At 71.7% G+C, this 13,495-nt stretch carries 14 protein-coding genes; 10 read left to right on the forward strand and 4 right to left on the reverse strand.

Annotation, left to right across the window (positions count from 1 at the left end; translation table 11 throughout):
* Positions 1-15 precede the first annotated feature (15 nt).
* Positions 16-471: a GatB/YqeY domain-containing protein gene (locus AB0878_RS28280; protein WP_366583262.1), complete on the reverse strand. Its 456-nt coding sequence runs from the start codon at positions 469-471 to the stop codon at positions 16-18.
* 95 nt (positions 472-566) lie between these two features.
* Between AB0878_RS28280 and fmt the strand changes: the two genes are divergently transcribed.
* The 3 genes from fmt to AB0878_RS28295 are packed head-to-tail and all read left to right on the forward strand — an operon-like array spanning position 567 to position 3,414.
* Positions 567-1,493, forward strand: a complete 927-nt coding sequence (gene fmt / locus AB0878_RS28285; protein ID WP_366583263.1) for a methionyl-tRNA formyltransferase — start codon at positions 567-569, stop codon at positions 1,491-1,493.
* Complete coding sequence (locus tag AB0878_RS28290) at positions 1,490-2,914, forward strand: transcription antitermination factor NusB (RefSeq protein WP_366583264.1); 1,425 nt, start codon at positions 1,490-1,492, stop codon at positions 2,912-2,914. Before fmt ends, AB0878_RS28290 begins: the two co-directional genes overlap by 4 nt.
* Positions 2,911-3,414: a flavoprotein gene (locus tag AB0878_RS28295; RefSeq protein WP_366583265.1), complete on the forward strand. Its 504-nt coding sequence runs from the start codon at positions 2,911-2,913 to the stop codon at positions 3,412-3,414. The genes AB0878_RS28290 and AB0878_RS28295 overlap by 4 nt, the downstream gene beginning before the upstream one ends.
* A gap of 48 nt (positions 3,415-3,462) precedes the next feature.
* Here the strand turns inward: AB0878_RS28295 and phoA are convergent, their stop codons facing one another.
* Positions 3,463-4,848, reverse strand: coding sequence for an alkaline phosphatase (gene phoA, locus AB0878_RS28300; protein WP_366583266.1), 1,386 nt, complete (start codon positions 4,846-4,848; stop codon positions 3,463-3,465).
* A 170-nt stretch (positions 4,849-5,018) separates the two neighbouring features.
* Here phoA and rpe point away from each other — a divergent pair, with 170 nt between their 5' ends.
* The 5 genes from rpe to AB0878_RS28325 all read left to right on the forward strand — a co-directional run bounded on the left by rpe (position 5,019) and on the right by AB0878_RS28325 (position 8,725).
* Positions 5,019-5,705: a ribulose-phosphate 3-epimerase gene (gene rpe, locus AB0878_RS28305; protein WP_366583267.1), complete on the forward strand. Its 687-nt coding sequence runs from the start codon at positions 5,019-5,021 to the stop codon at positions 5,703-5,705.
* Between the two features lie 92 nt (positions 5,706-5,797).
* Complete coding sequence (locus AB0878_RS28310) at positions 5,798-6,403, forward strand: riboflavin synthase (protein WP_366583268.1); 606 nt, start codon at positions 5,798-5,800, stop codon at positions 6,401-6,403.
* Positions 6,404-6,493: 90 nt separating this feature from the next.
* Positions 6,494-7,771 carry a bifunctional 3,4-dihydroxy-2-butanone-4-phosphate synthase/GTP cyclohydrolase II gene (locus tag AB0878_RS28315; protein WP_220247524.1) on the forward strand — a complete coding sequence of 426 codons (1,278 nt, stop codon included), beginning with the start codon at positions 6,494-6,496 and terminating at the stop codon, positions 7,769-7,771.
* Positions 7,761-8,267, forward strand: coding sequence for a 6,7-dimethyl-8-ribityllumazine synthase (gene ribH / locus AB0878_RS28320; RefSeq protein ID WP_364047649.1), 507 nt, complete (start codon positions 7,761-7,763; stop codon positions 8,265-8,267). Before AB0878_RS28315 ends, ribH begins: the two co-directional genes overlap by 11 nt.
* Positions 8,268-8,329: 62 nt before the next feature.
* Complete coding sequence (locus tag AB0878_RS28325; RefSeq protein ID WP_366583337.1) at positions 8,330-8,725, forward strand: PH domain-containing protein; 396 nt, start codon at positions 8,330-8,332, stop codon at positions 8,723-8,725.
* Positions 8,726-8,785: 60 nt separating this feature from the next.
* Here the strand turns inward: AB0878_RS28325 and AB0878_RS28330 are convergent, their stop codons facing one another.
* Both AB0878_RS28330 and AB0878_RS28335 read right to left on the reverse strand, forming a co-directional pair.
* Positions 8,786-9,571, reverse strand: coding sequence for an exodeoxyribonuclease III (locus AB0878_RS28330; RefSeq protein WP_366583269.1), 786 nt, complete (start codon positions 9,569-9,571; stop codon positions 8,786-8,788).
* Positions 9,572-9,643: 72 nt separating this feature from the next.
* A complete protein-coding gene (locus AB0878_RS28335; RefSeq protein WP_366583270.1) occupies positions 9,644-10,360 on the reverse strand; it encodes a trypsin-like serine protease in 717 nt (238 codons plus the stop codon).
* 208 nt (positions 10,361-10,568) lie between these two features.
* Here AB0878_RS28335 and uvrC point away from each other — a divergent pair, with 208 nt between their 5' ends.
* Both uvrC and rapZ read left to right on the forward strand, forming a co-directional pair.
* Positions 10,569-12,587 carry an excinuclease ABC subunit UvrC gene (gene uvrC / locus AB0878_RS28340; RefSeq protein ID WP_366583271.1) on the forward strand — a complete coding sequence of 673 codons (2,019 nt, stop codon included), beginning with the start codon at positions 10,569-10,571 and terminating at the stop codon, positions 12,585-12,587.
* Between the two features lie 50 nt (positions 12,588-12,637).
* On the forward strand, positions 12,638-13,495 hold the full coding sequence (gene rapZ, locus AB0878_RS28345; protein WP_285974707.1) for an RNase adapter RapZ: 858 nt from the start codon (positions 12,638-12,640) through the stop codon (positions 13,493-13,495).

Below are 13,495 nucleotides of genomic sequence, written 5' to 3' on the forward strand. Positions count from 1 at the left end.
GCTCGACGACCTCGCTCAACCGGCCAGCTGCTTCTTCACCTCCGCCGCCACGCGGCCGCCCTCCGCGCGTCCCGCGACTTTCGGCTGTACGGCCTTCATCACCGCGCCCATGCCCGCCATCCCGGACGCGCCGGTGCTCGCCACGGCGTCCGTGACCAGGGCGGCCAGCTCCTCGTCCGAGAGCTGCGCCGGCAGGTAGCCGGTGAGGACCTCCGCCTCGGCGCGTTCGCGGTCGGCCGATTCGGCGCGGCCGGCACCCGCGAAGGCTTCGGCGGCGTCGCGGCGCTTTTTCACTTCGCGGGTGATGATCTTGCGCACGTCGTCGTCCGAGAGCTCGCGGTGGGTGTCGCCCGCGGTTTCCTCGTAGCCGATGGCCGAGAGCGTGAGCCGCAGGGTCGCGGAGCGGAGCTGGTCGCGCGCCTTGATGGCGGTGGTGAGGTCGTCGTGGAGGGTCTGCTTGAGCGTGGTCATCCCCCGATCCTGGCACCACCGCCGCGGCGACGCGCGGGTCTTCTAGACTCGACCGTGATGTCCAACCAGTACGAATCGCTTCCGGAGGTGCGGTGATGAGGCTCGTTTTCGCCGGCACCCCCGAACCCGCGGTGCCCTCGCTGCGCGCTCTGCTCGAATCCGGTCGCCACGAGGTCGTCGCGGTGGTGACGCGCCCCGACGCCCAGGCCGGGCGCGGCCGCCACGTCGTGCGCTCGCCCGTCGGGGCGCTCGCCGACGAGCACGGCATCGAGGTGCTCACGCCCGCGCGCGCCGGCGACCCCGCGTTCCTCGCGCGCCTCACGGAGCTGGCGCCCGACGCGTGCCCCGTCGTCGCGTACGGGGCGCTGCTGCCGCAGTCCGCGCTCGACATCCCGGTCCACGGCTGGGTGAACCTGCACTTCTCGCTGCTGCCCGCGTGGCGCGGCGCCGCGCCGGTGCAGGCGGCGATCCGCGCCGGCGACGAGATCACCGGCGCCACCACGTTCCGCATCGTCAAGGAGCTCGATGCGGGGCCGGTCTTCGGTGTCGTCACCGAGAAGATCGGCCCGGCCGACACCTCGGGCGCGCTGCTGGGCCGGCTTGCCGAGTCGGGTGCGCACCTGCTGCTGTCCACCATGGACGGCATCGAGGACGGCACGCTGCGGGCCGTCGAGCAGTCCGCCGAAGGCATGACCTACGCGCCGAAGGTGACGGTCGAAGACGCTCGCGTATCGTTCGCGGACCCGGCTGCGGCCGTCGACCGCCAGATCCGCGCGGTGACGCCGGAGCCGGGCGCGTGGGCGGAGTTCCGCGGCGAGCGCTTCAAGCTCGGGCCCGTCACGGTGGTCGACGAACCGGGCCCGCCGCCGGGCGAGCTCGTGGTCGAGCGCAAGCGGGTGCTCGTGGGCACGGCGACGAAACCGGTGCGGCTGGGCGAGGTCCAGGCATCGGGCAAGAAACGGATGGCGGCCACCGACTGGGCGCGCGGTACACGGATCGAAGAGGGAGAGCGCCTGCGGTGAACGAGCGTGGGGAACGGCGGCCGTCCAGGCCGCAGCGGGGCCGGCCGGCTCCGCGCAAAGAGGGACCGCGCCGTCCGCCGGAGGTCGACCCGGCCCGCCAGGTCGCGTTCGACGTGCTGCGCGCGGTGCGCGAGAAGGACGCGTACGCGAACCTCGTGCTGCCGCAACTGCTTCGCGAACGTCGCATCACCGGTCGCGACGCAGCGCTGGCCACGGAGCTCACCTACGGCGCTTCGCGCGCCCAGGGCCTGCTCGACGCCGTGATCGGCGCCTGCGCGGAGCGGCCGATCGAGAAGACGGACCCGGTGGTGCTCGACGCGCTGCGCCTCGGCGTCTACCAGCTGCTGCGCACGCGCATCCCGGAGCACGCGGCCGTCGGGTCCACTGTGGACCTCGTGCGCGCCGAAGCCGGTTCGTGGGCAACGGGGTTCGCCAACGCGATCCTGCGTTCGGTGTCGGCAAAGGACGAACAGACCTGGCTCGACGAGCTGGCCCCCGACGAGGCGACCGACCCGATCGGCTCGTACGCGATGCGCACGGCGCACCCGCGCTGGGTGGCGCGTTCCTTCGCGGAAGCGCTGGGCGACAAGGGCGCGGAGCTGAAGGCGGCGCTGGAAGCCGACGACGCCCGCCCCGAGGTGCACCTGGTCGCGCGGCCCGGCGAGATCAGCGCCGACGAGCTGGCCGCGATCACGGGCGGCGACGTCGCCCCGTACTCGCCGTACGGCGTGCGCCTGCCCGCCGGCGCCGGTGACCCGGCCGACGCCGAGCCCGTGCGCGAACGCCTCGCCGCCGTGCAGGACGAGGGCAGCCAGCTGTGCGCGATCGCCGCCACGAAGGTGCCGCTCGAGGGTTCCGACGAACGCTGGCTCGACCTGTGCGCCGGCCCCGGCGGCAAGGCCGCGCTGCTCGGCGCCCTCGCGGCGATCAGCGGTGCGACCGTCGACGCCGTCGAGAAGGCCCCGCACCGCGCCAAGCTCGTGGAGAACGCCACCCGCGGCCTGCCCGTGACCGTGCGCGTCGCCGACGGCCGCGAGTCCGGCCTCGAACCGGGCTACGACCGCGTGCTCGTCGACGCGCCGTGCAGCGGCCTCGGCGCCCTGCGGCGGCGCCCGGAAGCGCGCTGGCGCCGCAAGCCCAGCGACGTCTCCGACCTGACGAAGCTGCAGGGCGAGCTGCTCACCGCCGCGCTGGACCTGGTCCGGCCGGGCGGTGTGGTCACCTACGTCGTGTGCTCGCCGCACCTGGCCGAGACCGAGGGCGTGGTGGGCGAGATCGCCCGCCGCACCAAGGCCGAAGTCCTCGACGCGCGCGAGTTCTTCCCGGGCGTGCCGCAGCTCGGCGACGGCCCGTACGTGCAGCTGTGGCCGCATCGCCACGGCACCGACGCGATGTTCTGCGCCACGCTGCGCAAACCGTGAGGGACCTCGGCCTGGTCGCGAGCTCGTGCGGTGGGCTGGACACCCGGTTCACCGCCGAGCTCGCCCGTCCCGCCGCCGCGCGGGGCTGGCGCCTCGCGGTCACGCTGACCCCCGTCGCCCACCGCTGGCTGGAGGCGACGGGCGGGCTGACCGAGCTGGCCGCCACCACAGACCTGCCGGTGCGCAGCGTCTCGCGCCTGCCCGGCGAGCCGCGCCCGCACCCGGATCCGGCGGTGTTCCTCTTCGCCCCCGCGTCGGCCAACTCCCTGGCCAAGCTCGCCCTGGGCATCGCCGACAACCAGGCGCTGACCCTGCTCGGCGACGTCCTCGGCGCACCCGGGATCACGATCGTGGCGGCGTACCAGATCCAGGACACCCGGGTGCACCACCCGGCCTGGCAGCGTCACCTGGACACGCTGAAGTCGGCGGGCGTGCGGCTGCATCGCCTGGATCCCCGGCGGCCCTGGTCGGAAGTCCTGGACCTGCTGCCCGGCACATGAGAAACGGGTGTGCCCCCGGAACCCGAGGACACACCCGTCAGCCGAACGTCAGCGCAGGTGCAGAGCGCGCTTGAGCGTCGAGAACAGGTCGGTCTGGTTGGTCAGCCCGACAACGTTCGCGGCCTGCGGCCCGTAGCCCGCGATGCGGACCTGGGTGCCGGTGTGCGACTGCGAGCCGCCCGGCTCCGCGGTGCCGTAGGCGATCGTCATGTTCGAGCCCTCGTTGGTGACCAGCGTCGCGGTGAGGCCCGGGGTGGCGGTGGGCTCCACGATCTGGCTGCTGTGGCCGTGGTCGGCCGTCACGAGCACGAGGGTGTCGCGGTGGCTGCGGGCATAGGCGAGGCCCGCGGCGATCGCGGAGTCGAAGTCGACCGTCTCGCCGATCTGGCCGCACGGGTCGGCGGCGTGGTCCTGCTTGTCGATGCTGGCGCCCTCGACCTGGAGGAAGAAGCCCTTGTCGCTGTGACGGTCGTCGAGCAGCTCGATCGCCTTGCGGGTCTGGTCGGCGAGCTTCGGCTGGGTCTTCGGCAGCGCCGGGTTCGGCGTGCAGCGGGCCGGCTGGGTGCCGCCGTGGACCGCGGCCGGGCCGGTCCAGTTCACCGGCATGTTGTTCGCGGCGAACAGGCCGAGGACCGGCTTGCCGTTCTTCGCCTTCGCCAGGTCGGCGGCGGTGTTGACGACGTTGTAACCGGCGGCCTTCGCCTGGTCCAGCACGGTCTTGCCCTTGAACTTGCCGGCCGTCACCTTCTGGGCGAAGAACGCCGCGCCGCCGCCCAGCAGCACGTCGGGGCGGGTCTGCACCAGCTGCTCGGAGATCGAGCCGGCGCCGCCGTTCTCCTTGGCGTTCTGCGCGCACTTGGCGGTCGTCTCGACCGGGCCCTTGCAGTCGCGGCTGACGACGTGGGAGCCGAGCACGGCCGGGGTCGCGTCCTGGACCTCGGAGGTCGTGACGTCACCGGTGCGCAGGCCGCCGCGCTTGGCCAGCTCGAGGATGGTCGGCACGGCGTTGCCGTACGCGTCGACCGAGATCGCGCCGTTGTAGGTCTTGGTGCCGGTGGCCCAGCCGGTGCCGGACGCGGCCGAGTCGGTCACGTAGTTCGGCTTGCCGGGGTTGTTCTGCTCCACGGCGTACGTGGTGTAGTCGCCGGTCAGCGGCAGCTCGTCCATCGCGAGCCGCCCGGCCGCGCCGCGCTCGTAGTTGCGTGCCGCCGTGATCTCCGACTGGCCCATGCCGTCGCCGATGAACAGGATCACGTTGCGCGCGGTGCCGCCCTGGATCGCGTTGCGGACGTCCTGCGTGCGGTCACCCGCGGAGGCGGTGCGCGACGTCGCGGTGTCCGAAGTCGCCAAGGCGACCGGGGCCGCGGCGATCAGCGCGGCGCCGAGCGCGCCCGCGGTCAGCCACTTGCGGCGGCCGGCGAAGAGCGTTCTCATGCAGTTTCTCCTCCGATGGGGATTAATCCGGAACTTCCGGGTCGCCCCATTAGTCCGTGTGCATGTGTTCCGCACGAGTCATCCCGATGATCACGGTGTGTCCGAAAGGCGAACAGCGGACGGCCGCAGCCGGTTCACGACGGTTAACCGGCCCGACCTAGACTCGGGGCGTGGCCGATCGACCCCTCATCGCACCCAGCATCCTGTCCGCGGACTTCGCCCGGCTCGGCGAGGAGATCGCGGCGATCGCGCACCCGGGGGAGACCCGCGCCGACTGGGTCCACGTGGACGTGATGGACGCGCACTTCGTGCCCAACCTGACGCTCGGCCTGCCCGTGGTCGAGGCGCTGCTGAAGTCCACCGACGTGCCGCTCGACTGCCACCTGATGATCGACGACCCGGACCGCTGGGCGATCGGCTACGCCGAGGCCGGCGCCTACAACGTCACCGTCCACGTGGAAGCCGCGAACGACCCGGTGAAGCTCGCGAAGAACCTGCGCGCCGCCGGGGCGAAGGCGGGCCTGTCGGTGAAGCCCGGCACCCCGCTCGAGCCCTACGTCGAGACCCTCAAGCACTACGACACGCTGCTCGTGATGTCCGTCGAGCCCGGGTTCGGGGGCCAGTCGTTCATGCCCGACGTGCTGGAGAAGGTGCGCACCGCGCGCCGGCTGGTCGACACCGGCCACCTCAAGCTCCTGGTGGAGATCGACGGCGGGATCAACGCCGAGACCATCGAGCAGGCCGCCGAAGCCGGTGTCGACTGCTTCGTCGCCGGGTCCGCCGTCTACGGTGCGGACGACCCCGGCCGGGCGGTCGCGGCCCTGCGTGAACAGGCCGCGCGCCACCGCGCGAACTGACCCCGCGCCCCGGGAAACATCGGGGTACGGGCGGGTGTTGGATGGAGGGATCACCGGGTTCGGACGGTGACGGCGGCGAGGAGGCAGCAGCAGTGTTCACCGGGATTGTCGAGGAAATCGGCGAAGTCACCGCGGTCGAGCAGGGCACGAACATGGCGCGGCTCACGGTGCGTGGCCCCCTGGTCACGTCCGACGCGAACCACGGCGACTCGATCGCCGTCAGCGGGGTGTGCCTGACGGTCGTGGACGTCTCGGATGGTGGGTTCACCGTCGATGTGGTGAACGAGACACTCGCGCGCTCCAGCCTCGCCAAGGTGGCCGTGGGCGACGCCGTGAACCTCGAGCGCGCCACCCCCGCGGGCGGCCGGCTCGGCGGGCACATCATGCAGGGCCACGTCGACGGCACGGGTGTCTTCCTGTCCCGCGACGACACGGGTGTGACCACGTTCGCCCTGCCCACGGGCCTGGCGAAGTACGTCGTCGAGAAGGGCTCGATCGCCGTCGACGGCGTTTCGCTGACCGTGGCGTCGATCACCGACGAGCAGTTCTCCGTCGCGTTGATCCCCACCACGCTCGAGGCCACGACGCTCGGCCGCCGCGAAGCGGGCGATCTCGTGAACCTCGAAGTGGACGTGGTCGCGAAGTACGTCGAGAAGCTGGCGACCCCACATCTGGCCGCGAGCGCGCACAATGTGTGACGTTCGGTCGGACGGTACGAAGGAGCAGCCGTGAGCGAGACTAAGGCGGCCGAGCCGCGGACGGGCTGGACGCCCTGCGGTACCGGCACGGTGTTCGACGCGGACGCCATCGAGGCGGCGGTCGCGGACATCGCGGCGGGCAAGGCTGTGGTGGTCGTCGATGACGAGGACCGGGAGAACGAGGGTGACCTCATTTTCGCGGCCGAGAAGGCGACGCCCGAGCTGCTGGCGTTCATGGTCCGCTACACCTCGGGGTATGTGTGTGTCGCGTTGACCGAGGCTGAGGCTGATCGGCTGGATCTGCCGCCGATGTATCACACGAACCAGGACGTGCGGGGGACTGCGTACAGCGTCACGGTCGACGCGGCGGAGGGGATCACCACCGGGATCTCGGCGGCGGACCGGGCGCACACGATGCGGTTGCTGGCCGATCCGGCCGCCTCGGCCAAGGACTTCCGCCGCCCGGGGCACGTGGTGCCGCTGCGGGCGAAGGAGGGTGGTGTGCTGCGGCGTCCCGGGCACACCGAGGCCGCGGTGGACCTGGCCCGCATGGCCGGGTTGAACCCGGCTGGTGTGCTGTGTGAGATCGTGTCGCAGAAGGACGAGGGCGACATGGCGCGGCGTGACGAGCTGGAGGTGTTCGCGGCCGATCACGACCTGCGGGTGATCACGATCGCTGACCTGATCGCGTACCGTCGCCGTACCGAGAAGCAGGTGGAGCGGGTCGCCGAGGCCCGGATCCCGCTGGCGGCGGGCACGTTCCGCGCGGTGGGGTACGACAGTCTGCTGGACGGGATCGAGCACATCGCGTTCGTCTACGGCGAGATCGGCGACGGTGAGGACATCCTGGTGCGGGTGCACTCGGAGTGCCTGACCGGCGACGTCTTCGGCTCCCTGCGCTGCGACTGCGGCCCCCAGCTCGAAGCCGCGCTGCAGGCCGTGGCCGACGAGGGCCGCGGTGTCGTCCTCTACATCCGCGGCCACGAGGGCCGCGGCATCGGGCTGCTGCACAAGCTGCAGGCCTACCAGCTGCAGGACGCCGGCGCGGACACCGTCGACGCCAACCTCGCGCTCGGCGTCCCGGCCGACGCCCGCGACTACGGCACAGGCGCGCAGATCCTGTGCGACCTCGGCGTGCGGTCGATGCGGCTGCTCACGAACAACCCGGCCAAGCGTGTCGGTCTCGAGGGGTACGGCCTGCGGGTCACCGGCCGCGTGCCGCTGCCCATCTCGCCCAATCCCGAGAACCTGCGGTACCTGCGCACCAAGCGCGACCGCATGGGCCACGACCTCGCGCAGCTGGAGCACTACGAACAGGTGGGTGCCGCCGACCAGGCGGAGAAGGGGACAGCACCCGATGAGCGGTGAGGGACGGCCCGAGTTCGAGCTCGACCTGAGTGACTGCAAGGCGCTGAAGCTCGGCATCGTGGCGACGCGGTGGAACGCGAACATCACCGACACGCTCCTGGAGCGGGCCCTGGCCGCCGCGAAGGCGGCCGAGCTCGAAGAGGAGCCGACCGTCGTGCACGTCGCCGGCGCCGTCGAGCTGCCGGTGGTCGCGCAGGCCCTGGCCCGCCACCACGACGCGGTCGTGGCGCTCGGCGTGGTCATCCGCGGCGAGACCCCGCACTTCGACTACGTGTGCGACTCGGTCACGGCCGGCCTCACGCGCGTGGCGCTCGACGAGAGCACGCCCGTCGGCAACGGCGTGCTGACGGTCAACGACGAGCAGCAGGCGCTCGATCGTTCCGGCCTGCCGGGTTCGAAGGAAGACAAGGGCTACGAGGCCACGGTCGCGGCGCTCGACACCGCCCACGTGCTGCGCGGCCTGCGTCAGCCGTGGACCGAGCGGGGATTCGTGTGAGCCCGGCCGTGAGCGAGCAGCAGGAGACCACCCTGGTGATCCGCCCCCGGCGGGCTCTGGTGATGTGCAGCGTGCTGGCCGTGCTGCTGCTCGCCGTGTTCATCGTCGTGGCGATCCTGCTGCGCAACTCCCACACCGGTGTCGTGTTCGAGAAGTCGGACCAGGTCGCGATGATCGGCATCGGCGTGCTGCTCGCGCTCGGCACGATGCTGTTCGCCAACGCCCGTGTGCGCGCGGACGCGACCGGCATCGAGGTCCGCAACGTGATCACGACCCGCCGGTTCCTGTGGAGCGACGTGCTGTCGGTCAGCTTTCCCGACGGCGCTTCGTGGGCCCGGCTGGAGCTGCCCGAGGACGAGTACTTCTCCGTGATGGCCGTGCAGGCCGTGGACCGCGACCGCGCGGTCGCCGCGGTGCGCGCGCTGCGCAAGCTGCACAAGGCAGCCACGGCTTCCTGATCTTCAAAACGAGAAAGCCGCCCGGACGACCGTGGTCCGGGCGGCTTTCTCGTTGGTGCGTCACAGCTCCAGGTCGACGACGATCGGCGCGTGGTCCGATGGGCCCTTGCCCTTGCGGGCCTCACGGTCCACATAGGAATCGCGCACGGCCTTGGCGAACGGCTCGTTGCCGTACACGAGGTCGATGCGCATGCCGCGGTTGTTGGGGAAGTTCCCGGCGCGGTAGTCCCAGTACGTGAACGGGTGGTCGTACTTCAGCGGGCGCGGGAACACGTCGGCCAGCCCGAGGCCGCGCAGGCGGGCCAGCGCCGCGCGCTCGGGTTCGGTGACGTGGGTGGAGCCGTCGAACAGCGAGCGGTCCCACACGTCGGCGTCGGTGGGGGCGACGTTGAAGTCACCGAGCACGGCGAACGGTGTCCCGGAAAGCCCTGCCAGCTCGGCCGCGGCGGTCGTCCGCAACGCTTCGAGCCATTCGAGTTTGTACGCGTAGTGCGGGTTGTCGGGCTCCCGGCCGTTGGGCACGTACACCGACCACACCCGCACACCGCCGCAGGTGGCGCCGACGGCGCGCGCATCCGTGGCGCCCTCGAACTGCGGTTCACCCGTGAGGCCGCGGACCACGTCGTCGAGACCCACCCGCGAGACGATCGCGACCCCGTTCCACCGGCCGAGGCCGTAGGCGGCGACGTCGTAGCCGAGCGCCTTCACCTCGTCGGCCGGGAACGCTTCGGTGGTGTTCTTCAGCTCCTGCAGGCACAGCACGTCGGGTGCCGAGTGCTCGAGCCAGTCGAGCACGCGCGGCAGCCGCGGCACGATCGAGTTGACGTTCCAGGTCGCGATCCTCACGACCGCCAGGATAGGGGTGCGTGGCCCGGGGCACCCGGCCACGCACCCCCGGCTCGGTGGGGCCGGCGCGGATCAGACGCCCGCGGTGCTGCGGATCCACGAGCGGCTGGTGGCGACGCTCGCGTAGTTGTTGGTGCCGCGGGTGTTCGTGCCGCTCTGGTTCTGCACGGTCGACGCGACGCCGACCTGCACGCCGTTGGAGACCTCGGGCCCGCCCGAGTCGCCCTTCCAGGCCGAGCCGTTGATCCCGACGCTCTGGATCGCGCGGCCGCCGAACGCGTCGGTGGAGCGGCCGGTGACCTGCACGTTCGTCACCTTGAGCGCGGACGCCGGCGGGCCGGTCGGGGTCGTGCGGCCCCAGCCGTAGAGCTGGTTGGTGCTGCCGGTGGCCGGGTCGGCGCTGCCGAGGGTGATCGGCGTGGCGGAGGTGGCCTGGGCGAGGTGCAGGAGGGCGATGTCGCCGTTGGGTGACTCCTCCTCGCGGTCGACGGCGATCTTGGTGCCGCCGAAGAGCGTGTTGGTGCCCACGCGCACGTACATGCCGCTGCCGTCTTCGTCGAGGCAGTGCACGGCCGTCATCACCCAGCGCGACGCGACGACCGTGCCCGAGCAGTTGAAGCCCTGGAAGTCGCGGCCCGGGGTGTTGACGTAGACCTGGGCGCCCCAGCTGACCGCGGGCGCGGTGCTGCCGCCCACGATGTTCGTCTGCGCGGTGGCGGCGGTACCGCCGGCCAGGGTGCACGCGACCGCGACGGCGGTGACGGCGCCGGCGATTCGGGTTCTGCTCACGGGATGTTCCTCTCGGTGGGGACCGGAAGAGCCGGGTTTCGGCTGGAACGGACGGTAATCAGCGCGTCACCCGGCCGGGAACCGACGAACGTCGCTTCTGCCCGGATCACCCGACTTCCGTCGGGTTCGGGGCACCGGCCGGGCACTCGACGTCCCCTGTGCACCGGGGCCTCGCAAACTTGTCGGGGCCGCGCCATAGGCTTGGGACGTGGCTGACCCGACCACCTACCGTCCCTCGCCGGGGAGCATCCCGGACGCCCCTGGCGTGTACAAGTTCCGCGACGCCGCCAAGCGGGTCATCTACGTCGGCAAGGCCAAGAGCCTGCGCAGCAGGCTGAACTCCTACTTCGCCGACCTCATGGGCCTGCACCCGCGCACGCGCCAGATGGTCACCACGGCCGCGAGCGTCGAGTGGACCGTGGTCACCACCGAGGTCGAGGCGCTGCAGCTCGAGTACAACTGGATCAAGGAGTTCGACCCGCGGTTCAACGTCCGCTACCGCGACGACAAGAGCTACCCCGTGCTCGCGGTGACGTTGAACGAGGAGTTCCCGCGCCTGCACGTCTACCGCGGGGCGCGCAAGAAGGGCGTGCGCTACTTCGGGCCGTACTCCCACGCGTGGGCGATCCGCGAGACGCTCGACCTGCTGCTGCGCGTCTTCCCGGCGCGCACGTGCTCCGCCGGAGTGTTCCGCCGCCACGGCCAGATCGGGCGGCCGTGCCTGCTCGGCTACATCGACAAGTGCTCGGCGCCGTGCGTCGGGCGGGTCAGCGCCGACGAGCACCGCGGGATCGTCGAGGACTTCTGCGACTTCCTCGCCGGCCGCACCGACGCGATGATCCGGCGCCTCGAACAGGAGATGTCCGCGGCGTCGGAGGAGCTGGAGTTCGAACGCGCGGCGCGGCTGCGAGACGACCTGGGCGCGCTTCGCCGCGCGATGGAGAAGCAGGCGGTGGTGTTCGGCGACGGGACCGACGCCGACGTCGTCGCCTTCGCCCACGACGAGCTGGAAGCCGCCGTGCAGGTCTTCCACGTGCGCGGGGGACGCGTGCGCGGGCAGCGCGGCTGGGTCATCGACAAGGCCGAGGAAATGGCCGTGCCGGACCTCGTCGACCAGTTCATCACGCAGTTCTACGGCGAGGAGTCCGACCGCGCGGCGCGCGACGGCGTCGACAGCGGCCCGGTCGTGCCGCGCGAGGTGCTCGTGCCCGAGCTGCCCGCCGACGCGGAAGCGCTGGGGGAGTGGCTCTCGGGCATGCGCGGCTCGCGGGTGCGGGTGCGCGTGGCCCAGCGCGGCGACAAGAAGGCGCTCGCCGAGACGGTGGAGCGCAACGCGGCCGAAGCGTTCACCCAGCACAAGCTGCGCCGCGCCGGCGACCTCACCGCGCGGTCGGCGGCGTTGCAGGAACTGCAGGACTTCCTCGCGCTCGACAGCGCGCCGCTGCGCATCGAGTGCATCGACATCAGCCACATCCAGGGCAGCGACGTGGTCGCGTCGCTCGTGGTCTTCGAAGACGGGCTCGCGCGCAAGTCCGAGTACCGCCGGTTCGCCTTGCGCGAGGCGGCGGAAGAGGGCGACGTCGCGTCGATCGCGGAGGTCGTGCGCCGCCGGTTCCACCGCTACCTCAAGGAAACCGCCGAGGACGGCCCGGCCGAAACCGGCAGCGGTGACGGCGATGGCGGCGAACCGAACGGCGAGGCGATCGAACCCGCCCGCCCGGGCATCGACCCGGAGACGGGCCGGCCGCGCAAGTTCGCCTACCCGCCCAACCTGCTCGTGGTCGACGGCGCCGGCCCGCAGGCCACGGCGGCGGCCGACGTGCTGGCGGAGCTGGGGATCACCGACATCGCGGTGGTGGGGCTCGCGAAGCGGCTGGAGGAGGTCTGGCTGCCCGCCGACCCCGACCCGGTGATCCTGCCGCGCACGTCCGAAGCGCTGTACCTGTTGCAGCGCCTGCGCGACGAGGCCCACCGCTTCGCCATCCGCTACCACCGCGAGAAGCGGTCCAAGCGGCTGTCGGCGTCCGAATTGGACAGTGTGCCCGGGCTGGGGCAGGCTCGGCGCACCGCGCTGATCAAGCACTTCGGCTCGGTGAAGAAGCTCAAGCAAGCCAGGGTCGAGGAGATCGAGGCGGTGCCCGGCTTCGGCAGGCGCACCGCGGAGGCCGTGGTGGCGGCGCTGGCCGGGGAGACCGGTGCCGGCTCGGGAGGGGACAAGGGGTCGTGATCGGGGAAGGAACCATCGTGAGTGCGCAAGAGGACAACCGGGGAACCGGGATGGAGGTCGCCGTCGTCAGCGGCCTCTCGGGAGCGGGCCGCTCCACCGCGGCGAAGTGCCTGGAGGACCTGGGCTGGTTCGTCGTGGACAACCTGCCGCCGGAGCTCATCGCCACCATGGTCGAACTCGGCGCGCAGGCGCGCGGCGCGATCACCAAGGTGGCCGTGGTGATGGACGTGCGTTCGCGCGCGTTCACCGACGACCTGGCCTCGGTGATCAAGGACCTCGACGCGCGCGGGTACAAGCCGCGCGTGCTGTTCCTGGAGGCCACCGACGCGGTGCTGGTGCGCCGCTTCGAGGCCGTCCGCCGTGGCCACCCGATGCAGGGCGACGGGCGGCTCGCCGACGGCATCACCGCCGAGCGCAAGCTGCTCGCGCCGCTGCGCGAGGAAGCCGACCTGGTGCTCGACACGTCGGCGCTGTCGGTGCACGACCTGCGGGCGAAGATCGAGGACGCCTTCGGCTCCGAGGCGAGCACGCAGACGCGGGTGACCGTGCTGTCGTTCGGCTACAAGTACGGCCTGCCGATGGACTCCGACCTGGTGATGGACGTGCGGTTCCTGCCGAACCCGTTCTGGATCCCGGAGCTGCGCGAGCACACCGGGCTCGACGGCGAGGTCCGCAACTACGTGCTGTCGCAGGAAGGCGCGGAGGAATTCCTCGACCGCTACCACCAGCTGCTGCGGCTCATCGGCGCCGGCTACAAGCGCGAGGGCAAGCGGTACCTCACCCTCGCCGTCGGCTGCACGGGCGGGAAGCACCGCAGCGTCGCGATCTCGGAAGAGCTCGCGCACCGACTGTCCAAGGAGGACGGAATGGCCGTGAAGGTGGTGCACCGCGACCTTGGCCGTGAGTGA

The organism is Amycolatopsis sp. NPDC047767, assembly GCF_040704195.1.
GTDB lineage: Bacteria > Actinomycetota > Actinomycetes > Mycobacteriales > Pseudonocardiaceae > Amycolatopsis.